The organism is Streptomyces sp. NBC_00457 (assembly GCF_036014015.1).
Classification (GTDB): domain Bacteria; phylum Actinomycetota; class Actinomycetes; order Streptomycetales; family Streptomycetaceae; genus Streptomyces.
This window is the reverse complement of record NZ_CP107905.1, coordinates 2,418,900-2,440,429: the sequence shown is the minus strand read 5'-3', so window position 1 is coordinate 2,440,429 and position 21,530 is coordinate 2,418,900. Positions and strand designations below refer to the sequence as shown.

Genomic DNA, 21,530 nt, shown 5'->3' with positions numbered 1-21,530 from the left:
GCAGGGCGTCATGACGGGGGCGTGACGACAGACATACTGATCGTCTCCCGCCCGAACAGACCGTAGGGATCAAGTGGAACGCCTGGACCCCATGCCCCCGCCCGCCGCCGACGACCCGTCGGCACGCGCTGACGCGTATGCGGCGGCCCCGCTGCTGAACTGCCTGCTGCGCGAGGTGGCACAACGGGTACCCGGCGAGCGGCGGGTGTACCGGCTGCCCGGCCTGGACCGCCTGCTGCGGGTGCGCGGCGAACGCCGTCCCACAGAGCCCGAGTTGTACGTCGGCGGCACCTGGCAGCGACTCGGCCACACCGAGCTGGTGAAGCTCGTCGCCGAGGAACTGACCCGGCACACGGGCCTGTCCAACCACGAACTCCCCGCCGAGATGACCGACAGCCGTGACGCCGTGGCCGCCCTGCTCACCGCGCGGGCCCGCACGACCGCGCCCGACGACCCGTATCTGCGCTCCGAGCAGTCCCTGATCACCGGCCACCCCTATCACCCCGCCCCCAAGGCGCGCGGCGGCGGCCCGGCCACCGGCTGGCTGCCGTACGCCCCCGAAGCGCACGCCGCCTTCCCGCTGGCGCTGCTCGGCGTACGCGAGGACTCGGTCGTCGAGGAGGGCGACACCACCGCCCTCGACACCCTGGGCGAGGCGCCGCCCGGCTACCGGCTGCTGCCCGCCCACCCCTGGCAGCTCGACCTCGTCGGCCACGACCTCGCCCCGGCCTTCGCGGACGGCCGGCTGATCCGGCTGGGCACGACCACATTCCCGGCCGGCCCCACAGCCGCGATCCGCACGGTCTACGCCCCCGACCGCGACCTCTTCCTGAAGTTCAGCCTCGATGTGCGCATCACCAACGACGTACGCCGGCTCTGGCGCCACGACCTGCTGAAACTGCGCCGCACCGACACGGCCGTGACGCATGCCTTCGCCGCGATCGACGGCCCCGCGGCCTGGCTGGCCGACCGTGGCTACCGCACCGCCGGTTTCGCCTTCGAGGAACTCGCCGTCCTGGTCCGCGACGGACTGCGTGCGCACGTGGTGCCCGGAGCGACCCCGCTGCTCGCCTCCGGACTCGTCGAGGGCTTCGCGGGCAGCCCGCTCGACGGCACCGACGATCCGGCGGGCTGGTGGGAGGCCTATCTGCGCCAGGTGGTCCCACCGGTGCTGGCCGCCTTCGCCGACCACGGCGTCGTACTCGAAGCGCATCTGCAGAACACGCTGGTCGCCGTCGACGCCGACGGCACACCCGTGCAGGCGCTGTTCCGGGACGCCGAGGGGGTGAAGCTGCTGGCGGACGTATCGCGGGCTGCCGGGTGGGAGCGCCTGGTGTACTGCCTGGTCGTCAATCACCTGTACGAGATCGCCGCGGCCCTCGCGGAACGCCACCCCGGCCTCGACCCCTGGCCCGCCGTAGGCACCGAACTGTCCGGGCACGACCTCCCCGAAATCGCCGCCCTGCTCACCGCCCCCACCCTCCCCGGCAAGACGAACCTGCTCCTGCGCTGGACGGGCGCGGACGGGGCGGACGCCCGCTATCTGCCCCTGCCGAACCCGCTGGCCGTCTCGGTGTGTCGTGGATCACAACGGAAGGGGTGAGTCGGAGGCCAGGGGCATCTCCGTACCCTCTCGTGTGACTGTCGGGTGGTGTTCTCGCACGCTCAGGGCCGCCGTGTTCGCGGCCGTCTGCGTGCTGCTCACCTGCCTGGGGCACGTCATGATGTCGGGGACCGGGGTGCCCTGGTGGGCGATGGCCGGGGGTGCGGCGGTGACCGGCGGTACGGCCTGGCGGCTGGCAGGCCGGGAACGCGGGCCGGTCCTGGTCGGCGCTTTCACTGTCGGTGCCCAGGTCGTACTCCACGTGTCGTTCTCGCTCGCACAGGCGGTCGTCCACGCGCAGATGTCCGGCGGACCGGGAGCGCGGCATGATGCCGCGTCAGCGTCCATGGGCTCCATGCACTCCATGGGATCGATGGACCACGCGGGGGCCGCGCATTCCCTGGATCACGGCATCGTTGGCATGTCCTCCACCGGCATGCTCGCCGCCCACCTGCTGGCCGCGTTGCTGTGCGGCCTGTGGCTCGCGCACGGCGAACGCGCCGCCTTCCGCATCCTGCGGGCGCTCGCCGGCCGGCTCGTCGCCCCGCTGCGTCTGATCCTCCGGCCGCCCGCGCCGCCGCACCGCCCACGCATCCGGTCCCGCCGGGCCCGTACGGGCCACGGGCTGCGGCAACTCCTTCTCACCCACGCGATCACCACTCGGGGACCGCCCGCGGGGACCGCTGTCGCCTGACGACAGCAGGTTTGCCGAGGCCCGTCCACACGGACGTCGAGCCGTCGGCTCCCCGTATTCGGTTCCTGCGGCCGCACACACCTGTGCCCGGCTGCAGGAACCGAATGCAGCCCCGACATCAACGGAACTAGGGAGTTCTCAGTGCATCGCCCGACCCTGGCACGAAGCCTGCGCCGCACCGGCGCCCTCACCGCGTTCGCGTTCGCGGTCGCTGTAGCCGTCGCGGGACCGGCCGCCGCCCACGCGCACGTCGAGGCCGAGGGCGCCCGGGCCCTCGATCAGAACGTCGAGCTGACCTTCTCGGCGGCGTCGGAGTCGACCTCCGCGGGCATCACCAAGCTGGAGGTGATCCTGCCCAAGGGCATCACCCCGGGCGACATCACCTACAAGGAAGGCCCCGAGGGGTGGAAGTTCGCTCCCACCAGCCGGGGTTACACCGTTGCGGGACCCAAGCTCGCCGTGGGGAAGGACGCCGAACACGTCGTCACCGTCAGGCAGTTGCCCGATGCCGAGGAACTCGTCTTCAAGACCCTGCAGAGCTACGACGACGGCCGGGTGGACCGCTGGATAGAGCTGGAGGAACCCGCCGATGGTCACAGCCACGATGACGGGCATCCCGCGCCCCTCTTGGAACTGAAGCCGGCCGCACCCGGCGCGAAGCTCGTCAGCCCGAGCCCCAGCCCCACGGAGGAGCCCACAACCGCCGCGGGCGAGTCGACGACCGGGACTTCGGCGCCGGCGGCGGAGCCCGCGGCGAACAGCACGGACGGGGACGACGGCATGTCCGCCGCCGTACCCGTCGGCATCGGGGCAGCTGTCCTCCTGCTCGGCGGCGGCGCGTGGTGGCTTCGGAGCCGTAGCCGTCCAAGCGGGGCTGCCTGACGGCTGCTACTGCTCCCAAAGGGCCGATGCCCGCGGGAGCCGTCCCGTTGACGGCGGCGTGCCGCCGGTGGTGGCGCGGTAGTCGATTGCCGAGTGCAGGTGGACGGGCGCCGGGTACTCCCGTTGTCGTATGCGCCCGGGCGGCTGCGCTCATACGGTGTGGAGGTGACGACCTTCGACCGTCTGCCCGCGCGGCTGCGGGCGCTGCCGCCGGTTGCCGTGGACGTGCTCGTGGTGGGCGTGGTCGGGATGTTCACCGGGCCGGACGCGGCGGTGAACGAGCCGGAGTACCGGCAGGCGGACTGGTTGACCTGGCTGCTGCTGGCCGTCTCGCTGCTGGCGCTGCTGTGGCGGCGGCGGTGGCCGGTGCCGGTCGCGGTGGTGACCGGGGCGGCGTGTGCGGGCTGGGCGCTGTATGGGCACATCGGGGAGCTGCTGAATCTGCCGACGATCGTGGCGCTGTACACCGTCGCCGTGCAGGGCGACCGGCGGCGCACCCTGTGGACCGGGCTGGCCGCCGCGCTCACGTCGGGTGTGGTCGCGCTGTGGGTCGGCAAGGACGTGGTGAACCCGCAGGGGCTGCCGGTGCTGGAGATGTTGTGGCCGCTGGTGCCGCTGCTGCTCGGCGAAGTGGTCCGCACGCGGCGGGAGTTGCTCGACGAGTACGCCGCCCGCGCCGCCCGCGCCGAAGCGGACCGCGAGCGGGAGGCGGCCCGCCGGGTCCGTGAGGAGCGGGTGCGGATCGCGCGCGAGCTGCACGACGTGGTCGCGCACACGGTCACGGCGATGACCGTCCAGGCGGGCGTGGCCCTGGAGACCTTCGACGTGCGGCCGGACATGGCCCGGCAGGCGATGCGGCAGGTCCGGGACTCGGGCAAGGGCGCGGTACGGGAGCTGCGGGCCACCGTCACCGTGCTGCGGGAACCGGAGAGCGAGGACGACCGGGTGGAGCCGGCGCAGGGCATCGAGCGGCTCGGCGAGCTGGTCGACCGGTTCGCGGGCGGCGGCATCGAGCTCACGCTCCGCGAGGAAGGGGCGTCGGACGGTGTGCCGTCGGTGGTGGGGCTGGCCGCCTACCGCATCGTCCAGGAGGCCCTGACGAACGTCGTCAAGCACTCCCGCGCCCGGCACGCGGCGGTCTCCGTCGTCCGGCAGGACGGCACGCTGGCGGTGGAAGTCATCGACGACGGCCCGCCGTCACCGCCACCGCACGAGGGCGGTTTCGGACTGGTCGGCATGCGGGAGCGCGCGGCGGCGGCCGGGGGCACGATCGAGTTCGGGCCGGTACCCGGCGGGGGGTTCCGGGTCCGGGCGGTCCTTCCGGCCGGGCTTCCGACCGGCGAGAACGGAGAATGACGATGACCGTACGCGTGGTGCTCGCGGACGACCAGACCGTCGTCCGCGCCGGTTTCCGCGCCCTGCTGGATCTCACCGCCGACCTGGTCGTGGTGGCCGAGGCGGCCGACGGCGCCCAGGCCGTCGAAGCCGTACGGCTGACCCGGCCGGACGTCGTCCTGATGGACATCCGCATGCCCGGCGTCGACGGCCTCGAGGCCACTTGCCGTATCGCGGCCGACGGCGCGCTGGACGGCGTACGAGTGGTCATGCTCACCACGTACCAGGTCGACGCCTATGTCTTCGAGGCGCTGCGCCACGGCGCGGCCGGTTTCCTGCTGAAGGACATCGAGCCGGACGAACTCCGGGAGGCGATCCGCACGGTCGCCGCCGGGCAGAGCCTCCTCGCGCCCGCTGTCACGCGCGCGGTGGTGGAGGAGTTCGCCCGGCTGAAGGGCCCGGAGGCGGCCGGCGCCGAACGTCTCGCCGTGCTCACCGAGCGGGAACGGGAGGTCATGGCGCTGGTCGCGGCCGGGCTGAGCAACGAGGAGATCGGCAGGCAGCTGCTGATGAGCCCGCTCACCGCCAAGACCCACGTGAGCCGGGCGATGACCAAGCTGAGGGCACGGGACCGCGCCCAACTGGTGGTGCTGGCCTACGAGACGGGGCTGGTCCGGGCCGGGGAGCGATGACTCTGCTCCGCCGGGAGTAGCGGCCGACTCCCGTCGGCGGATGCCAGGAAAGCCCCCGCTTCCTACCGTCGTCGGCATGATCGAAGCACGCGACCTCACCAAACGCTACGGCGACAGAACCGCCGTCGACCACCTGACGTTCACCGTCCACCCCGGCAGAGTGACCGGCTTCCTCGGTCCCAACGGGGCTGGCAAATCCACCACCATGCGCCTCGTGCTCGGCCTGGACGCACCCACCTCCGGCACCGTCATGGTGGCGGGCCGCCCGTACCCCGAACTGCCCGCGCCCCTGCGCACGGTCGGCTCACTCCTTGACGCCAAGGGCGTGCACGGCGGCCGTACCGCCCACCATCACCTGGCCGCTCTCGCGGCGAGCAACAACCTCCCACGCCGCCGGGTGGCGGAGGTCCTGGACCTGACCGGTCTGAGCGATGTGGCAGGACAACGGGTCAAGGGCTTCTCGCTCGGCATGGCCGGGCGGCTCGGCATCGCGGCCGCGTTGCTCGGCGACCCGGAGGTGCTGCTGCTGGATGAGCCGGTCAACGGCCTGGACACCGAGGGCATCCGCTGGATTCGCACGCTGCTCAAGTCCCTTGCCGCGCAAGGCCGTACGGTCTTCCTCTCCAGCCACCTGATGAGCGAGATGGAGCTCACCGCCGACCACCTGGTGGTGATCGGCCGCGGCCAACTGCTCGCCGACACCACGGTCCGCGACTTCATCGAGACCAACTCCCGCGCCCATACGCACGTCCGCTCCCCGGAGCCGGAGAAGCTGCGCGACCTGCTGCAGGCCGAGGGTGTGACCGTACGACTGGAAGCCCGGGGCGGCTGGCGCGTGGACGGCCTCGACGCGGCCACCATCGGCGACCTGGCCCGCGATCACGGCATCTCGCTGCACGAACTCACCCCCATCCACTCCTCGTTGGAGGAGGTCTACACGGCCCTGTCCCAGGACTCGGCCGAGTACCGGACACGGCAGGAGGCCGTCCGATGACGACGCTCATCGATGCCCGGGCCGGGTTCCCGCAGGCCCTCGCCTACGAGTGGATCAAGTTCCGCAGCGTGCGCTCGCTGGTGTGGACGACCCTCGCGACGGGCGCCGTACCCGTCCTGGGTGCGGTCTTCGTCGCCGCGACCGGGAGTCTGCAGCCGGACGACACGGTCCTCGGCGGCAGCCTCTCCCTCACGGTTGTCGCCCAGATCCTGGCTGCCGTGACCGGCGCGCTGCTGATCACCGGCGAGTACGGCAGCGGCACCATCCGCACCACCTTCGCCGCCAACCCGCGCCGCACCACCGTGCTGTCCGCGAAGGTGACCCTGATCGCGGCGGTCGCGTACGCCGTGGCACTGGCCTCCTGCGCACTCGCGTACGCCGTCGGTGACGCGCTGCTCGAAGACGGCAAGTACGCCCAAGGGGAGCCGTGGCCCGTACTGTTCGGCGTCGCGGCCTCCTTCGCCGTGGCCGCGCTGCTGGGTCTCGCGGCCGGCACCCTCATCCGCCACTCCGCGGGTGCCGTCACCGCGGTCATCGGAGTCCTGCTCCTGCCCTCCCTCGTCGGCCCGCTCTTCGGTGACGCCCAGCGCTGGGTGGCCGGCCTCTCGCCGACGGCCGCCCTGCAGAAGCTCACCCAGACCTCGGACGCCACCGCCGAGACGGTCGGCAGCGTGGGCCCCTGGCCGTCCCTCCTTCTCGTCTCCGCCTACACGGGGGCGCTGCTCCTGCTCGCGGCCGGAACGCTGCGCCGGCGAGACGTATGACGACGGCGCACGTACACACCCTTGTACGAAAGGAGACTTCGCCATGTCGTGGAGCCCCGCCCGTTTACGCCTGCTCCTCGCCTTCGTCATCGCCGACCTGCTGCTGTTGCTGGCGGTGTCCGAAGCCGACGCGGCCCCCGCACCGCACGGCGCCCGAGTCGTCGCCGAGGAGCAGGGGGGCAACCGCCTCGTCGACCTCACCATCGACTCGCCCGCACTCGGCCGCACCGCCAAGGTCCGTCTGCTCACACCGGACGGCTGGGAGCAGCGCCGCCACGGCGGGAGCTGGCCGACGCTGTATCTCCTGGTCGGCGGCGACGGCAACTACCGAGCCTGGACCGAGGACTACGACTCCGGCATCCAGGACGTACCTGAGCTGCGCGACGTCCTTGTCGTCATGCCCGAGATGCCGCTCTTCGGCTTCTACAGCGACTGGTTCAACGCCGGTGCGGGCGGTCCGCCCGCCGTGGAGACCTTCCATCTCCGGGAGGTACGTCCCCTCCTGGAGCGCCACTACGGCGCGGGTACCCGTCGTGCGGCCGCAGGGGAGTCGCAGGGCGGGTTCGGCGCCCTCTCGTACGCCGCCCGGCACCCGGGGCTGTTCCGGGCGGCGGCAAGCTACAGCGGCTTCGTCCACCCCCTCCAGCACCCGCGCGCCATACGGGCCGCCATGACGTACCTGGGCCTGGACTGGAAGGCCCTGTGGGGCCACGCGGTCGCCCAGCGCACCAACTGGCAGGCACACGACCCCTATTACCTGGCCCACCGACTGCGCACCACACCCGTCCACCTCTCCAGCGGCGACGGCACGGCAGGCGCACTCGACCCGCCGGGCACGGAGCCCGACCCGGAGATCCCCGGGCTGGAGGACCCGGCCGACCCGTTCCCCGAGGAGGCGATCTCCCCGACGGAGACGCTCATGCAACGCGAGTCCCGGGCCTTGGCCGACCGCCTGTCCGCCCTCGGAGCCCCGGTGACGACGCACTTCTACGCCGGCACACACTCCCCGCCGTACTGGGCGCGCGAGTTCCACCGTTCGCTGCCGATGCTGCTGGGGGCCCTGCGTGAATGCTCAGGAGAATCTCATCCGGTCCCCATGGTGAAACCAGGGACCGGCCACAGTATGGTCAAGCCTTCAACAGGAGGGTGAGGTTCCGCGCGGCCGGGGGGTCAAGGAGGCACGGCAATGGTCATGGTCGGATCGGTCGGTCCGGGAGTGCGCCGGGTGGCGCGCGGCGTGAGACGGCGCATACGCAGACTGGGCGAGCCTCCTGTGCCGGAGTCGGCGTATCGGCTCGTACCGGACCCGGTGTTCGTCCTGTCCTCCGTGCGCTCCGGCTCCACGCTGCTGCGGGTCCTGCTCAACAGCCATCCGCAGATCCGCGCCCCGCACGAGATGCACCTGCGCACGCTCTCCGTCGACCTGAACAAGCCGTACACCAAGAAGGCGATGTCCGAACTCGACCTGGACCAGCGTGAGCTGGAGTACCTGCTGTGGGACCGGGTGCTGCACCGCGAACTCGTGCGCAGCGGCAAGCGGATCATCGTCGACAAGACACCCGGCAACGCGGGCGTCTGGGAGCGGCTGCACGAGGGCTGGCCCAAGGCCCGGTACATCTTCCTGCTGCGCCATCCCGCGTCGATGGTCAGCTCACTGATCACCAACCGTCCCGACCGCGATCCGGACGCGACCGTGCGGGAAGTGCGCGGCTACGTCGAGGCGGTCCAGGCGGCCCGCACCGCGCTGCCCGGCCTCACCGTCCGCTACGAGGATCTGACCGAGCGGCCCGAGGAGGTCACCCGGGAGATCTGCGCCTACCTCGGCGTTCCGTGGGCGCCGAGGATGCTCGACTACCGCAAGGGTGATCACGGCCCGTTCGTGCCGTACATCGGCGACTGGAGCGAGAACATCAAGTCCGGGAAGATCCAGAAAGCGCGAGCGCTGCCGGACGCGGCAGACGTACCGGCGCCGCTGCGCGACATCACGCGTGCCTGGGGGTATCCGTGTTGAGCGACATGTCCGACGTGAAGTGCCGATGTACCTGCCCGGGAGCGACGGTGTGGGTCACCGGGCCGACCGCCGCCGACCGGCGCGGCGCCGCCTACGCGCTCGCCGAACGCCTGCTGGCCGGACAGCGCCGGGTAGAGGTGCTCGACCGCCTCAACGACCATGACACGGACCCCGAACGCATCGGCCTGATGGCCGAGGTACTGGCCCGCAACGGCATCGTGGCGATCGTGCCGTGCGCCGAGGAGGGCGTGACGGCGGTGCGTGAACGCCACGCGGCGAGCGGCACACGATACGTCGAGGTGTGCGCCTCTGAGCGGGATTGCGCGGCAGAGACTGCGGAGTCGGTCCACGGTCTGCTGACCGGGCGACGCTGAGAATAATTCCGACACCGGCTGTCACGCTCGGTTACTATGCTCACTTCATGCCGGAGGCCGGAAGGACGTTTCGTTGAGAACGGTCACTGCGACCCGCTACGTCGAACGCCTCCGGTCCGGCGGCTCCGTCCCCGGCATCGTCGAGGCCGACGACCTGGGGACGTACGTCGTCAAGTTCACCGGCTCCGCGCAGGGCAAGAAGGCGCTGGTCGCCGAGGTGATCGTGGGTGAGCTGGCGCGGGCGCTGGGGTTGCGGTTCCCCGAGCTGGTGCTGGTGCGCTTCGACCCGGAGATCGCCGACGAAGAGCCGCATCAGGAGGTGCGGGAGCTGCACAGCGCCAGTGCCGGGATCAACCTCGGGATGGACTTCCTGCCGGGGGCGAAGGACTTCACGCCCGAGGTCGCCGAGACGTTCCGCGTGGACCCACTGGAGGCGGGCCGGATCGTCTGGCTCGACGCGCTGACCGTCAACGTCGACCGTACGGTCCACAGCTCGAACCTGATGATCTGGCCCACGCTCGGCATCGCACCCCCGTACCTGTGGCTGATCGACCACGGCGCCGCCCTCGTCTTCCACCACCGCTGGGACGCGACGGAACCGGAGAAGGCGTACGACTTCCGGCACCACGCGCTCGGGCACTACACGCCGGACGTGCGCGCGGCCGACGCCGAGCTGGCGCCGAAGGTGACGCGGGAGCTGCTGCGGGCGATCGCGGCCGAGGTCCCGGACGCCTGGCTGGCCGGAGAGGAGGGGTTCGCGACGCCGGACGACATCCGGACGGCATACGTGGACTACCTCCACGCGCGCGTGCAGGCCTCCACGGTCTGGCTCCCCACGGACTTCCCCACCCGGGAGGAACTCGCCGCCGAGCAGGCCCTGCGCGCGGCGAAGACACAGCGAGGCCGTCCGGCATGGCTCAAGCAGGTCCCGGACCTGCACGGCAGACCGGCGGTGGAACAGGACGGGGCGGTACACATTCGATGACCCAGCGCGTACAGATCGAGTACTGCACCCAGTGCCGGTGGCTGCCCCGCGCGGCCTGGCTGGCGCAGGAGCTGCTGACGACCTTCGAGACCGAGCTGACCGAGCTGTCGCTCAAGCCCGGCACCGGCGGTGTCTTCGTCGTTCGCGTGAACGACGAGGTGGTCTGGGACCGCCGCGAGCAGGGCTTTCCCGAGCCGACGGCGGTCAAGCAGGCCGTACGCGACCGAGTGGCCCCGGACAAGCCCCTGGGCCACTCGGACAAGCCTGCTTCCTGAGGGTCAGCCCTTGAGCCGCTCGTACGCGGGCAGCGTCAGGAAGTCCGCGTAGTCCTCGTCGAGGGCGACGGTGAGCAGCAGGTCGTGGGCCTGCTGCCAGTGCCCGGCCGCGAAGGCCTCCTCGCCGATCTCGGCGCGGATGTCCGCCAGTTCCTCGGCGGCGACCTTGCGGGCCAGCTCCGGGGTGGCCTTCTCGCCGTTCTCGAACTCGACGCCGGCGTTGATCCACTGCCAGATCTGCGAGCGGGAGATCTCGGCGGTGGCCGCGTCCTCCATCAGGTTGAAGATGGCGACCGCGCCGAGGCCGCGAAGCCAGGCTTCGATGTAACGGATGCCGACCTGGACGGCGTTGACCAGACCGTCGTACGTCGGCTTCGCCTTGAGCGAGTCGACCGCGATCAGGTCGGCCGCCTGGACGTCCACGTCCTCGCGCAGCTGGTCCTTCTGGTTCGGTTTGTCGCCGAGGACGGCGTCGAAGGAGGCCATGGCGATCGGGACGAGGTCGGGGTGGGCGACCCAGGAGCCGTCGAAGCCGTCGTTCGCCTCGCGGTCCTTGTCCGCCTTCACCTTCTCGAAGGCGACCTTGTTGACCTCCTCGTCGCGGCGGGACGGAATGAACGCCGCCATGCCGCCGATCGCGTGCGCGCCCCGCTTGTGGCAGGTGCGGACGAGGAGTTCGGTGTACGCGCGCATGAACGGGGCGGTCATGGTGACCGCGTTGCGGTCCGGGAGCACGAACTTGGCCCCGCCGTCACGGAAGTTCTTCACGATGGAGAACAGGTAGTCCCAGCGGCCCGCGTTCAACCCCGAGGCGTGGTCGCGGAGTTCGTAGAGGATCTCCTCCATCTCGTACGCGGCCGTGATCGTCTCGATCAGGACGGTGGCGCGGATGGTGCCCTGGGGGATGCCGACGAAGTCCTGCGCGAAGACGAACACGTCGTTCCAGAGGCGGGCCTCCAGGTGCGACTCCGTCTTGGGGAGGTAGAAGTACGGGCCCTTGCCGAGGTCGAGCAGCCGCTGGGCGTTGTGGAAGAAGTAGAGGCCGAAGTCGACGAGGGCGCCGGGGACTTGGCTGCCGTCCGGGGCGGTGAGGTGACGCTCGTTCAGGTGCCAGCCGCGCGGGCGCATGACGACGGTCGCGAGCTCGTCCTCGGCCTTCAGGGCGTACGACTTGCCGGAGTTCGGGTCGGTGAAGTCGATGTTCCGGGTATAGGCGTCGATCAGGTTGAGCTGGCCGAGGACCACGTTCTCCCACGTCGGGGCGGAGGCGTCCTCGAAGTCGGCGAGCCAGACCTTGGCGCCCGAGTTGAGGGCGTTGATGGTCATCTTGCGGTCGGTGGGGCCGGTGATCTCCACGCGGCGGTCGTTCAGGGCCGCGGGGGAGGGGGCCACCTTCCAGGAGTCGTCCGCGCGGATCGCGGCCGTCTCGGGGAGGAAGTCGAGCGTGGAGGTGCGGGCGATCTCGGCGCGGCGCTCCGCGCGGCGGGCGAGGAGCTCGTCACGCCGGGGCGTGAACATCCGGTGCAGCTCGGCCACGAAGGCGAGGGCCGCTTCGGTGAGGACCTCCTCCTGCCGGGGCAGGGGCTCGGCGTCGACGATGGCCAGCGGGGACGGCGCTGGTGCGGACATGAGCTGTCACTTCCTTCAGCGGGCTGCGTACGTGTGGCACGGGGTGCCAGGGTCCTCGGGTGCGGCTGACAGCGCCCGTGGAACGTCGGGGCGCTTCTGATCAGTGGATACTAGTTTCCTCATGGTGGAAGTTCAATGGTTTGTTGACGTCGAGATTCTTTGAATCGAGGCATGGTGGCGCTCGGTGCCACCATGCTCACTCAAGGTGGCTCAGGTCGCCTTCCGTGTCGATGTCGTACGCCTCGGCCACATCCCCGCACTCGACGAGCGTGATCTCCTCCTCGTGCGCCTTCAGATAGGCGCGCGCCCCGCGGTCCCCGGTCGCCGTGGCCGCGATGCCGGTCCAGTGGGCGGCGCCGAACAGGACCGGATGCCCGCGTACCCCGTCGTAGGCGGCCGAGACCAGCGACTCCTCGTCCGTGTATGCGGCGAGCACCCGGGCGACCGCCTCCGGGCCGATGCCGGGCTGGTCGACGAGTGAGACGAGCGCGGCCGTCGCGGGGGTCCCGGCGAGCGAGTCGAGTCCGGCGCGCAGCGAGGAGCCCATGCCCTGCTCCCACTCCGGGTTGTCCACGAGCACGCATCCCTCCAGCCGCGCCCGTTCCCGTACGACCGCCGCCTGCGCCCCGAGCACCACATGAACGCGGGTGCACCCGGCCGCCCGCAGGACGCCGACCGCGTGTTCGACGAGTGGCCGGCCGCGGTGTTCGAGCAGTGCCTTGGGGCGTCCGCCGAGCCGTCGTCCGCCTCCCGCGGCGAGCAGTAGCCCGGTCACGGTGTCTTGCTTGTCCGTCATGCGTCCTGCATACCTGAGACAGGGGCGCGTGACGGCTTTCCGGAGACTGAATTTCGGTCCACGCGGTGGCGCATCCCGCACCGGGTGGCGTTTACTGACCCGCGTCCCCCGGCGCCCGACAACCTTCCGGGGGTCCGGGCGCGATCACGACGTACAGGCGCACAACGGCGTGCGCGGGGGGAGAGCTGTGTTGCGGAGCTTGGGGCAGAGGCGGCCAGTGACCGGCAGCGACGAGGACCCGAGGGTGGCGGAACTGCGGACCGCGGTGTCCCGGCTGCGCCGCGAACTTGCCGCGCACCCCGCGGAGTTTCCCGACCGCGGCATCGCCGAGGACGAACTCGCTGCGCTCGCCGCGATGACGGTCAGCGGCAGCCCCGAAATCCCCCGCCTGCGCCGCTCGTTGCTCCTGATCGCCGGGGCGATCGGCTCCGTGAGCGCCCTGTCGCCGGGGCTCACGCAGGTGCGCGACGCGGTGGATATGTTCAGTGAACAGCGGCGGGGCCAGGGCTAGTTCACCGGCGGGTACGGGAACGGCCCCCGGTAACCCCCGGTGGTCCGGTGCTCGAACTGGTCGCAGAGCCAGGTCTCCTGGACGAACTCGGTGAGGTCGTCCCAGATCGCGAAGATGCCCCGGGGGCCGTGCTTGCCGTCGACCAGGCGGTAGCGGTCCTTGACGTCACGGAAGCAGGCGAGGCCGGCCATGAGGCCACGGCCCAGCGGGGAGTAGTCGGACCAGGCGCAGGAGACGCAGGCCTTCAGCCGGGCCGCACGCGGCAGCTTGCGCTGGATCTCGTGCAGCGCGTCCTCGAAGTCGTCCTGGCCGGCCTCGTTGCGGAACTCGTACCCGTCGAGGTGCAAGGTGGTGACCAGGGGCTCCTCGCCCAGACCGGGTGGCGGGCCTGCCGGACCCACGAGCCGCAGGGCGCACCGCAGCAGTCCCGGGCGGACACCGCTGCCCCTGACCTCGACCGGTATGGGCACCTCCCACTCCAGGAGGCAGGAGCACAGTGCCCCATGGAAGAACGAGAAGGCCTGCTCAGGCGGCTCACCGCTCAGCGCGCCCAGATCGTCCATCGTGTCGCCTTCGAAGCGGACGCCCCTGATCGTCGTACGGATCAGTTCCCGGCCGTCGGTCTCGAAGACGATCTCCTCCGACCCGTGCCGGTCGGTGTACCGGCCGGGCAGGCGCTGCATTACGAGGCGTGGTTCTGGCTGGTGGCCAGTGCCTCGGAGAGTTCGCCGGCCACCTGCTGGAGCACCGGCACGATCCGCTCCGTCGCCGTCTCGGTGACCCGTCCCGCCGGGCCGGAGATGGAAAGTGCCGCCGCGGTGGGGGAGTTGGGGACCGAGACCGCGAGGCAGCGGACGCCGATCTCCTGCTCGTTGTCGTCGACCGCGTAGCCGAGCCGTCGTACGTCGTCCAGGGCCGCGAGGAAGCCCTCCGGCGTGGTGATCGTCTTCTCCGTGGCGGCGGGCATGCCGGTGCGGGCGAGCAGGGCGCGCACCTCGTCGTCCGGCGTGTTCGCCAGCAGGGCCTTGCCCACGCCCGTGGAGTGCGGCAGCACCCGCCGGCCGACCTCGGTGAACATGCGCATCGAGTGCTTCGACGGCACCTGCGCCACGTACACGATCTCGTCGCCGTCGAGCAGGGCCATGTTCGCCGTCTCGCCGGTCTCCTCGACCAGGCGGGCGAGATAGGGGCGGGCCCAGGTGCCGAGCAGCCGTGAGGCGGACTCGCCGAGCCGGATCAGGCGGGGGCCCAGCGCATAGCGGCGGTTGGCCTGCTGGCGTACGTAACCGCAGGCCACCAGCGTGCGCATGAGGCGGTGGATGGTCGGCAGCGGCAGCCCGCTGCTGGCGGACAGCTCGCTCAGCCCGACCTCGCCGCCCGCGTCCGCCATGCGCTCGAGCAGATCGAAGGCGCGCTCGAGGGACTGGACCCCGCCCGTGGTGGACTTGGCGGAGTCGGTGGTGCTGGCGCTGGACGTCGGCACGGCGCGTTCCTTTCGGGACTGGCGGCCTTTTCGGGACAGGCAGGAAGAGCAGAAGCCTACCCGTCGGTCGGTTGACTCCCCGCTTGTGCGTAGCTACGTTCTGCTTGCCGGAACTGTAATTCCACTTTGTGGAAACGTCCAGAGTATTGCCGTGGGGTGCACTGTGGAGAAGTGTGCCCTTGACGGCGCGGGAACGGGAGACGAGACTCCTTCAACAGAAAGTTGAATTCCGTTACGCGGAAGTAAACGGCGGCAGAGAGGGGTCCGGGTGTCCGACGCTGAACTGGTGCTGCGCTCGACGCGCGTCATCACCCCGGAGGGGACGCGGGCCGCCTCGGTCGCGGTCTCCGCCGGCAAGATCACGGCCGTGCTCCCGTACGACGCCGAAGTCCCGTCCGGCGCCCGGCTTGAGGACTTCGGCGACGACGTCCTGCTGCCCGGCCTGGTCGACACCCACGTGCACGTCAACGACCCCGGCCGCACCGAGTGGGAGGGCTTCTGGACCGCCACGCGCGCCGCGGCCGCCGGCGGCATCACCACCCTCGTCGACATGCCGCTCAACTCCCTGCCGCCGACCACGACGGTCGAGAACCTCCGTACGAAGCAGAAGGTGGCCGCCGACAAGGCGCACATCGACGTCGGCTTCTGGGGCGGCGCCCTGCCCGACAACGTCACGGACCTGCGCCCGCTGCACGACACCGGTGTCTTCGGCTTCAAGGCGTTCCTGTCCCCGTCGGGCGTGGACGAGTTCCCGCACCTCGACCAGGAGCAACTCGCCCGCTCCCTGGCCGAGATCGCCTCCTTCGGCGGCCTGCTGATCGTGCACGCCGAGGACCCGCACCACCTCTCCGCGGCCCCGCAGCACGGCGGCCCGAAGTACGCGCACTTCCTCGCCTCGCGCCCGCGCGACGCCGAGGACACGGCGATCGCCCAGCTGATCGCCCAGGCCAAGCGCCTGGACGCACGCGTGCATGTGCTGCACCTGTCGTCGAGCGACGCGCTGCCGCTGATCGCCGAGGCGAAGGCGGAAGGCGTCCGTCTCACCGTGGAGACCTGCCCGCACTATCTGACGTTGACCGCCGAGGAAGTCCCGGACGGGGCCAGCGAGTTCAAGTGCTGCCCGCCCATCCGTGAGGCCGCCAACCAGGACCTGCTGTGGCAGGCGCTGGCCGACGGCACGATCGACTGCGTGGTCACCGACCACTCACCGTCCACGGCCGACCTGAAGACCGATGACTTCGCGACGGCGTGGGGCGGCATCTCGGGGCTGCAGCTGAGCCTGGCGGCGGTGTGGACCGAGGCGCGCAGGCGCGGTCACGGCCTGGAGGACGTCGTGCGCTGGATGTCCGAGCGGACGGCTCAGCTCGTCGGTCTCGGCCAGAAGGGCGCCATCGAGGCCGGCCGCGACGCCGACTTCGCGGTCCTCGCACCCGACGCGACGTTCACCGTGGACCCGGCGGCCCTCCAGCACCGCAACCGCGTCACGGCGTACGCGGGCAAGACCCTGTACGGCGTCGTCAGATCCACCTGGCTGCGCGGCGAACGCATCGTGGTGGACGGCGAGTTCACGGACCCGAAGGGCCGGCTCCTCACCCGCACCCCCTGATCGACCCCGCACCCGCAGCGGCCGACTCCCGAAAGGCAGACCTTGTGACGGCGACCCCGAGTTTCACCGGCGACGCGAACCCGTACGGAGGCGGTGACCCGTACGCGGACTACCGCACCGCCGACTTCCCCTTCACCCAGTACGCCGACCTCGCCGACCGGCAGCTCGGCGCCGGTGTCATCGCCGCCAACGACGAGTTCTTCGCCCAGCGCGAGAACCTGCTGGTGCCCGGGCACGCCGAGTTCGACCCGGAGCACTTCGGGCACAAGGGCAAGATCATGGACGGCTGGGAGACGCGCCGCCGCCGCGGCGCCTCGGCCGACCACCCCTGGCCGACGGCCGAGGACCACGACTGGGCGCTTGTCCGCCTCGGCGCGCCCGGCGTGATCCGCGGGATCGTCGTCGACACGGCCCATTTCCGCGGCAACTACCCGCAGGCCGTGTCCATCGAGGCCACGTCGGTGGCGGGCTTCCCGTCCCCCGAGGAGCTGCTGGGCGACGACGTGAAGTGGACGACGCTGGTCCCGCGCACCGCGGTGGGCGGCCACGCGGCGAACGGCTTCGAGGTCTCCGTGGAGCAGCGCTTCACCCACCTCCGCGTCAACCAGCACCCCGACGGCGGCATCGCCCGCCTGCGCGTCTACGGCGAGGTCGTCCCGGACCCGGCGTGGCTCGCGGTCCTGGGCACCTTCGACGTGGTCGCCCTGGAGAACGGCGGCCAGGCCGAGGACGCCTCCAACCTTTTCTACTCACCGGCCACCAACACCATCCAGCCGGGCCGCTCCCGCAAGATGGACGACGGCTGGGAGACCCGCCGCCGCCGCGACCAGGGCAACGACTGGATCAAGTACCGGCTGGTGGCCCAGTCCGAGATCCGCGCGATCGAGATCGACACGGCGTATCTGAAGGGCAACAGCGCCGGCTGGGCATCGGTATCGGTGAAGGACGGCGAGAGCGGCGAGTGGACAGAGATCCTCCCGCGTACCCGCCTCCAGCCCGACACCAACCACCGCTTCGTCCTGTCCGCCCCCGCCGTCGGCACGCACGCGCGCGTGGACATCTACCCCGACGGCGGCATCTCCCGCCTGCGGCTGCACGGCTCGCTGACACAGCAGGGCGCGGCGGGGCTGGCGGCGCGACACCAGGAACTGGGCGGCTGAACTCCGCTACCGTGAACACCCCTTGTGCGACAGGGGTGTTCACGGGGAGGCGTGATGGCGGTTCTGCTCTACTACCCGTTGGTGAAGCCACCGACGGAGGTCCTGCACCAGGCACTGCTGTACTGGGACGGGATCGCCTCGGTCGTACCGCGGGAACGCGAGGTCTACGAGGCCGCGGTCTCGGCGGAGCTGAAGGAGCTGCGGGACCGGTCCCTGTACCGGCCGCTCCACTTCGACGAACGCTCGATGGATCTGCTGTACGACCCGAGCTACAGGCGCCGTGACGGCGGCGGCAATCTCACTGCCGAGGTGCTGCGCCAGGAACTGCGCCGCATGGCGGACAGCTCTGACCGGCCCTCGCTGCCGTCGCCGCCGGAGGCCTTCATCTACCGGTCTAAGCTCGGCCGCCAGCTGGAACGGGAGCTGCTGCGCCTCGGCCTCGCCGAGCGAGGCGAGGACCATTGGTGGAGGCTCGCCGTACCGAAGCAGGTCCAGGAACTGATCATCGGCGTGCTGGCGCGCGAACTGGCCCTGGAGGGACCGGACTCGTACGTCCCGTACACCGACCGCCCGGACGCGTACGACTGCTCGCTGCGCGCCCCGGCCGAGCGAGGCCTGCGCGCGTACGAGACGGAACTCGGCGGGCTGCTCCCGGTCCCCGCCCCCGGCACCCCCACCGCCGACGTCCTCGCCTTCCGCGACCGGTACGCAGACGAGCGGCAGCGCCTGATGCGCGCCCTGCACCGACTGCTCGGCGATCTGCGGCGCGATTACGAACACCCCGCGGATGTCCTCTCCCAGCTGCGTCGCGAGATCGACGAGTCCGTGCAGGACTACCGCGGGGCCGCGAAGAGCAGCCGTATGGCCTGGGTGGAGCGGTCGGTGATGGTGACCCTCGCCTTGGGAGCGGCCGCCGGGAGCATGGTGGAACCCGGCCTGACCTGGGTCCTGGGCGCGGTCGGCGGCTATGCGCTGAACGTGGCCACCCGTGAGATCCGCCCGTTGACGAGAACCCGTGACGGCCACGACTTCAGCTACCTGCACCGGGTCAAGGAGACGCTGACGTGACGGTCACGCCGCGTGCCCGCCGTCCACGGCGAACTCGGCGCCCGTGACGTAGTCGGCGCCCGCCAGGTACGCGACCATCGACGCCACCTCCTCGGACGTGCCGAAACGCCCCAGCGCCGTCATCGCCGCCTGGCCGGGCGCGTACGAGCCGTCCCCCGGGTTCATGTCCGTGTCGATGGGTCCGGGATGGACGATGTTGGCCGTGATTCCGCGCGCACCCAGCTCCCGCGCGAGCGCCTTCGTCAGCCCGATCAGCGCCGACTTGCTCATGGCGTACAGCGTCCCGCCCGGGCCCGGCACCCGCTGGGTCATGCAGGTACCGATCGTGATGATCCGCCCGCCCTCAGACATCCGCGCGGCGGCTGCCTGGGAGGCCAGGAACACCCCGCGCACGTTCACGGCGAGCAGCCGGTCGACATCGCCGACCGAGAGGCTCGCCAGCGGCCCGAGCAGGCCGACGCCCACGTTGTTCACCAGGACGTCCAGCCCGCCCAGCGCCTCCGCCGTACGCGTCACCGCCCCGGCCGCCTCCTGCGCGTCCGCGGAGTCCGCGCGCAGGGCCACCGCCCGCCGCCCGAGCGCCTCGACGGCGCGTACGACGTCCTCGGCCGCGTCCTTGCCGCTCACGTAGGTGACGGCCACGTCCGCGCCCTCCCGGGCCAGCCGCACTGCCGTCGCCGCACCGATACCGCGGCTGCCGCCGGTCACCAGGGCCACCTTGCCGTTGAGAGTTCCGTAAGAAGTCATGCACCCATCCCAGCGGCGAGGGCTGCACGGTGCTGGCGGCGAACGGACGTCGAGGTCGCCCGGGCGGACGCATCGCCGGAACCTTGCGTGGGCGGCGGCATGGGCGGCATGCTGCGCCAGGCCATGGGCACCGCCATGCAGGTCGGCCAGCGCGTCCTCGCGGGTGAGTCGATCGCGTTCCGGGCGAGATGCGCGCCCTCGAACTCGACGGCACGCGCGCGTAGTTCGCCGAGAAGGACGCCCACCGTCGACTTCGGGATCGCCTTCCAGGGCGGCAGGACCGGCATGAAGGGCGGCGAGGGCTTCGTCCTGGACAAGTTCACCGGCCACGGCACGATGATCATCGCCGGCGCGGCAACTTCATCGACCTGAACTCGGCCGACTTCGGCGGCGAGGGACTCGGCGAGAAGCAGGGACCCACGGGCGGGCTCTTCTCGACCCACGCGGGCTGAACCGATGAGTTGCGGGTGCCGGTGGGGTCTGAGGTGATGACAACAGACCCCACCACAGAGAGAAGGCACCCGCCATGGGCAAGCTCGTCTCCCAGATCTTCGTCAGCCTCGACGGCGTCTACCAGGCACCGGGCGGCCCGCAGGAGGACACCCGGGGCGGCTTCGAGCAGGGCGGCTGGACCGTTCCCTACGCCGAGGAGGACTTCGGCGCGTTCGTCACCGAGGTCTTCGGCAGCGTCGACGCGTTCCTCCTCGGCCGCCGTACCTACGACATCTTCGCCGGGTACTGGCCGAAGGTGACCGACCCCGCCGACCCCGTCGCCTCCAAGCTCAACGCCCTGCCCAAGTACGTCGCCTCGTCCACCCTCACCGACCCCGAGTGGTCCGGCACCACCGTGCTCGGCGGCGACCTGGCCAAGGAGGTCACCGCCCTCAAAGAGCGCACCGACGGCGAGATCCAGGTCCACGGCAGCGGCGCACTCCTGCAGTCCCTGTTCGCCCTCGACCTCGTCGACACCGTCCACCTGCTGACCTTCCCGGTCGTGCTGGGCGCCGGCTTCCGGCTCTTCCCGGAGGGCGCGGTGCCGACCGCCTTCCGGCACAGCGGCGGACGGATCACCTCGACGGGCGTCTCCATCCAGTCGTACAACCTCGCGGGCCGCCCGGAGTACGGCTCCTACGAGCTGCCCGAGAACGCCTGACCATCTGCCGCCCGGCCTGCGTGAAGATGCCGGGCGGCAGGTTAATTTCCCGAAAACTCATCGGACTTGACGGGAAATTCTCCGGAGTTGACATTGACATGCCACTGTCTACGCGCGTCATCATGGGGGGCATGAGATTCCCCCCACGGATCACTCGCATCGGCGCCGCAGCCGCCGTTCTGTCCGCCCTTCTCATCGGCGGCACCGTCACCGCCACCCCGGCGGCCGCCGCCGTCGGCAGCATCTGCTACACCGACCTGCCCTCCCAGGCGCACGACACGCTCGACCTGATCGAGCAGGGCGGCCCGTACCCGTACGAGCAGGACGGGACGGTCTTCCAGAACCGCGAAGGCGTCCTGCCTTCCCAGTCGACCGGGTATTACCACGAGTACACGGTCATCACGCCGGGTTCGTCCACGCGCGGAGCTCGCCGGATCGTCACCGGTGAGGAGAACCAGGAGGACTACTACACCGCGGACCACTACGAGTCGTTCGACCTGGTCGACTACGGCTGCTGAGCCTCAGCCGGACTTCCGGCTCTCGGCGGCGGCGAACAACGCGAACCCGAGCACCAGGAACGCGACGCTCGCGTAGATCCCGTAGCCGTCGAGAAAGTCGATCCTCTGCACGAGGCCGATCTTCCAGTCGGTGAACTCGTGCACGAGGCCCATCGCGCCCTGTGCCAGGGCGATGAATCCGAGTAGCTCCAGCAATTCCTTCATGGTGAGGACACTCGCCCCGCGGACCCCCCACAGTCATCGGCCGCGG

24 protein-coding genes and 1 pseudogene are annotated in these 21,530 nt (G+C 70.9%); 19 read left to right on the top strand and 6 right to left on the bottom strand.

The window, feature by feature from the left end:
- Positions 1-91: 91 nt before the first annotated feature.
- The 12 genes from OG828_RS11180 to OG828_RS11125 all read left to right on the top strand — a co-directional run bounded on the left by OG828_RS11180 (position 92) and on the right by OG828_RS11125 (position 10,609).
- Positions 92-1,603, top strand: coding sequence for an IucA/IucC family protein (locus OG828_RS11180; protein ID WP_328504843.1), 1,512 nt, complete (start codon positions 92-94; stop codon positions 1,601-1,603).
- 34 nt (positions 1,604-1,637) lie between these two features.
- The gene (locus tag OG828_RS11175; protein ID WP_328501010.1) at positions 1,638-2,297 is read left to right on the top strand and encodes a hypothetical protein; all 660 of its coding nucleotides are present in this window, start codon (positions 1,638-1,640) and stop codon (positions 2,295-2,297) included.
- Positions 2,298-2,438: 141 nt separating this feature from the next.
- Entirely contained in the window at positions 2,439-3,179 is a 741-nt protein-coding gene (locus OG828_RS11170) for a DUF1775 domain-containing protein (RefSeq protein WP_328501009.1), read from the top strand.
- 165 nt (positions 3,180-3,344) lie between these two features.
- Positions 3,345-4,535 (top strand): sensor histidine kinase, encoded by a 1,191-nt coding sequence (locus OG828_RS11165; protein ID WP_328501008.1) that lies wholly within the window; start codon positions 3,345-3,347, stop codon positions 4,533-4,535.
- Positions 4,536-4,537: 2 nt separating this feature from the next.
- On the top strand, positions 4,538-5,206 hold the full coding sequence (locus OG828_RS11160; protein WP_328501007.1) for a response regulator transcription factor: 669 nt from the start codon (positions 4,538-4,540) through the stop codon (positions 5,204-5,206).
- A 76-nt stretch (positions 5,207-5,282) separates the two neighbouring features.
- Entirely contained in the window at positions 5,283-6,200 is a 918-nt protein-coding gene (locus tag OG828_RS11155) for an ABC transporter ATP-binding protein (protein ID WP_328501006.1), read from the top strand.
- The gene (locus OG828_RS11150; RefSeq protein WP_328501005.1) at positions 6,197-6,964 is read left to right on the top strand and encodes an ABC transporter permease subunit; all 768 of its coding nucleotides are present in this window, start codon (positions 6,197-6,199) and stop codon (positions 6,962-6,964) included. The genes OG828_RS11155 and OG828_RS11150 overlap by 4 nt, the downstream gene beginning before the upstream one ends.
- A gap of 43 nt (positions 6,965-7,007) precedes the next feature.
- The gene (locus tag OG828_RS11145) at positions 7,008-8,114 is read left to right on the top strand and encodes an alpha/beta hydrolase (protein ID WP_328501004.1); all 1,107 of its coding nucleotides are present in this window, start codon (positions 7,008-7,010) and stop codon (positions 8,112-8,114) included.
- A 36-nt stretch (positions 8,115-8,150) separates the two neighbouring features.
- Complete coding sequence (locus OG828_RS11140; RefSeq protein WP_328437736.1) at positions 8,151-8,975, top strand: sulfotransferase family protein; 825 nt, start codon at positions 8,151-8,153, stop codon at positions 8,973-8,975.
- A 47-nt stretch (positions 8,976-9,022) separates the two neighbouring features.
- On the top strand, positions 9,023-9,349 hold the full coding sequence (locus OG828_RS11135) for a hypothetical protein (RefSeq protein WP_328501003.1): 327 nt from the start codon (positions 9,023-9,025) through the stop codon (positions 9,347-9,349).
- Positions 9,350-9,422: 73 nt separating this feature from the next.
- Positions 9,423-10,334, top strand: a complete 912-nt coding sequence (locus OG828_RS11130) for a HipA family kinase (protein WP_328501002.1) — start codon at positions 9,423-9,425, stop codon at positions 10,332-10,334.
- On the top strand, positions 10,331-10,609 hold the full coding sequence (locus tag OG828_RS11125; protein ID WP_210571799.1) for a SelT/SelW/SelH family protein: 279 nt from the start codon (positions 10,331-10,333) through the stop codon (positions 10,607-10,609). The genes OG828_RS11130 and OG828_RS11125 overlap by 4 nt, the downstream gene beginning before the upstream one ends.
- 3 nt (positions 10,610-10,612) lie before the next feature.
- Here OG828_RS11125 and aceB read toward each other — a convergent pair whose 3' ends face one another.
- Positions 10,613-12,238: a malate synthase A gene (gene aceB, locus OG828_RS11120; RefSeq protein WP_328501001.1), complete on the bottom strand. Its 1,626-nt coding sequence runs from the start codon at positions 12,236-12,238 to the stop codon at positions 10,613-10,615.
- Between the two features lie 196 nt (positions 12,239-12,434).
- Complete coding sequence (locus tag OG828_RS11115; RefSeq protein WP_328437733.1) at positions 12,435-13,034, bottom strand: nucleotidyltransferase family protein; 600 nt, start codon at positions 13,032-13,034, stop codon at positions 12,435-12,437.
- Between the two features lie 187 nt (positions 13,035-13,221).
- Here OG828_RS11115 and OG828_RS11110 point away from each other — a divergent pair, with 187 nt between their 5' ends.
- The gene (locus tag OG828_RS11110; protein WP_328437732.1) at positions 13,222-13,545 is read left to right on the top strand and encodes a DUF5955 family protein; all 324 of its coding nucleotides are present in this window, start codon (positions 13,222-13,224) and stop codon (positions 13,543-13,545) included.
- On the opposite strand, the gene OG828_RS11105 is transcribed toward OG828_RS11110, so the two are convergent.
- Together OG828_RS11105 and OG828_RS11100 are read right to left on the bottom strand one after the other, a co-directional pair.
- The gene (locus OG828_RS11105; protein WP_328353622.1) at positions 13,542-14,228 is read right to left on the bottom strand and encodes a DUF6304 family protein; all 687 of its coding nucleotides are present in this window, start codon (positions 14,226-14,228) and stop codon (positions 13,542-13,544) included. The genes OG828_RS11110 and OG828_RS11105 overlap by 4 nt on opposite strands.
- The gene (locus OG828_RS11100) at positions 14,228-15,028 is read right to left on the bottom strand and encodes an IclR family transcriptional regulator (protein WP_328353620.1); all 801 of its coding nucleotides are present in this window, start codon (positions 15,026-15,028) and stop codon (positions 14,228-14,230) included. The genes OG828_RS11105 and OG828_RS11100 overlap by 1 nt, the downstream gene beginning before the upstream one ends.
- A gap of 268 nt (positions 15,029-15,296) precedes the next feature.
- On the opposite strand from OG828_RS11100, the gene allB reads away from it, so the two are divergent.
- The 3 genes from allB to OG828_RS11085 are packed head-to-tail and all read left to right on the top strand — an operon-like array spanning position 15,297 to position 18,862.
- A complete protein-coding gene (gene allB / locus OG828_RS11095) occupies positions 15,297-16,634 on the top strand; it encodes an allantoinase AllB (RefSeq protein WP_328501000.1) in 1,338 nt (445 codons plus the stop codon).
- A gap of 44 nt (positions 16,635-16,678) precedes the next feature.
- Positions 16,679-17,794 (top strand): allantoicase, encoded by a 1,116-nt coding sequence (alc, locus tag OG828_RS11090; protein WP_328500999.1) that lies wholly within the window; start codon positions 16,679-16,681, stop codon positions 17,792-17,794.
- 54 nt (positions 17,795-17,848) lie between these two features.
- Positions 17,849-18,862, top strand: a complete 1,014-nt coding sequence (locus tag OG828_RS11085; protein ID WP_328500998.1) for a hypothetical protein — start codon at positions 17,849-17,851, stop codon at positions 18,860-18,862.
- 3 nt (positions 18,863-18,865) lie between these two features.
- Here the strand turns inward: OG828_RS11085 and OG828_RS11080 are convergent, their stop codons facing one another.
- On the bottom strand, positions 18,866-19,609 hold the full coding sequence (locus tag OG828_RS11080) for an SDR family oxidoreductase (RefSeq protein WP_328500997.1): 744 nt from the start codon (positions 19,607-19,609) through the stop codon (positions 18,866-18,868).
- 90 nt (positions 19,610-19,699) lie between these two features.
- Here OG828_RS11080 and OG828_RS11075 point away from each other — a divergent pair.
- From OG828_RS11075 to OG828_RS11065, 3 genes and pseudogenes are all read left to right on the top strand, one after another.
- Positions 19,700-20,061, top strand: a pseudogene (locus tag OG828_RS11075) (AIM24 family protein); the annotation flags it as partial.
- Positions 20,062-20,135: 74 nt separating this feature from the next.
- Positions 20,136-20,762 (top strand): dihydrofolate reductase family protein, encoded by a 627-nt coding sequence (locus OG828_RS11070; protein ID WP_328437728.1) that lies wholly within the window; start codon positions 20,136-20,138, stop codon positions 20,760-20,762.
- A 131-nt stretch (positions 20,763-20,893) separates the two neighbouring features.
- The gene (locus OG828_RS11065) at positions 20,894-21,280 is read left to right on the top strand and encodes a ribonuclease domain-containing protein (protein WP_328500996.1); all 387 of its coding nucleotides are present in this window, start codon (positions 20,894-20,896) and stop codon (positions 21,278-21,280) included.
- A 3-nt stretch (positions 21,281-21,283) separates the two neighbouring features.
- Here the strand turns inward: OG828_RS11065 and OG828_RS11060 are convergent, their stop codons facing one another.
- Positions 21,284-21,484 (bottom strand): hypothetical protein, encoded by a 201-nt coding sequence (locus OG828_RS11060; RefSeq protein WP_328353273.1) that lies wholly within the window; start codon positions 21,482-21,484, stop codon positions 21,284-21,286.
- Between the last annotated feature and the right edge of the window lie 46 nt (positions 21,485-21,530).

What these genes read in the sequence shown, in the direction of transcription:
- OG828_RS11180 (WP_328504843.1), top strand. Translation starts at nt 92, where the DNA reads ATGCCCCCGCCCGCCGCCGACGACCCGTCGGCACGCGCTGACGCGTAT.
- OG828_RS11160 (WP_328501007.1), top strand. Translation starts at nt 4,538, where the DNA reads ATGACCGTACGCGTGGTGCTCGCGGACGACCAGACCGTCGTCCGCGCC.
- OG828_RS11155 (WP_328501006.1), top strand. Translation starts at nt 5,283, where the DNA reads ATGATCGAAGCACGCGACCTCACCAAACGCTACGGCGACAGAACCGCC.
- OG828_RS11150 (WP_328501005.1), top strand. Translation starts at nt 6,197, where the DNA reads ATGACGACGCTCATCGATGCCCGGGCCGGGTTCCCGCAGGCCCTCGCC.
- OG828_RS11145 (WP_328501004.1), top strand. Translation starts at nt 7,008, where the DNA reads ATGTCGTGGAGCCCCGCCCGTTTACGCCTGCTCCTCGCCTTCGTCATC.
- OG828_RS11140 (WP_328437736.1), top strand. Translation starts at nt 8,151, where the DNA reads ATGGTCATGGTCGGATCGGTCGGTCCGGGAGTGCGCCGGGTGGCGCGC.
- OG828_RS11125 (WP_210571799.1), top strand. Translation starts at nt 10,331, where the DNA reads ATGACCCAGCGCGTACAGATCGAGTACTGCACCCAGTGCCGGTGGCTG.
- aceB (WP_328501001.1), bottom strand. Translation starts at nt 12,238, where the DNA reads ATGTCCGCACCAGCGCCGTCCCCGCTGGCCATCGTCGACGCCGAGCCC.
- OG828_RS11115 (WP_328437733.1), bottom strand. Translation starts at nt 13,034, where the DNA reads ATGACGGACAAGCAAGACACCGTGACCGGGCTACTGCTCGCCGCGGGA.
- OG828_RS11105 (WP_328353622.1), bottom strand. Translation starts at nt 14,228, where the DNA reads ATGCAGCGCCTGCCCGGCCGGTACACCGACCGGCACGGGTCGGAGGAG.
- OG828_RS11085 (WP_328500998.1), top strand. Translation starts at nt 17,849, where the DNA reads ATGGCGGTTCTGCTCTACTACCCGTTGGTGAAGCCACCGACGGAGGTC.
- OG828_RS11080 (WP_328500997.1), bottom strand. Translation starts at nt 19,609, where the DNA reads ATGACTTCTTACGGAACTCTCAACGGCAAGGTGGCCCTGGTGACCGGC.
- OG828_RS11070 (WP_328437728.1), top strand. Translation starts at nt 20,136, where the DNA reads ATGGGCAAGCTCGTCTCCCAGATCTTCGTCAGCCTCGACGGCGTCTAC.
- OG828_RS11065 (WP_328500996.1), top strand. Translation starts at nt 20,894, where the DNA reads ATGAGATTCCCCCCACGGATCACTCGCATCGGCGCCGCAGCCGCCGTT.
- OG828_RS11060 (WP_328353273.1), bottom strand. Translation starts at nt 21,484, where the DNA reads ATGAAGGAATTGCTGGAGCTACTCGGATTCATCGCCCTGGCACAGGGC.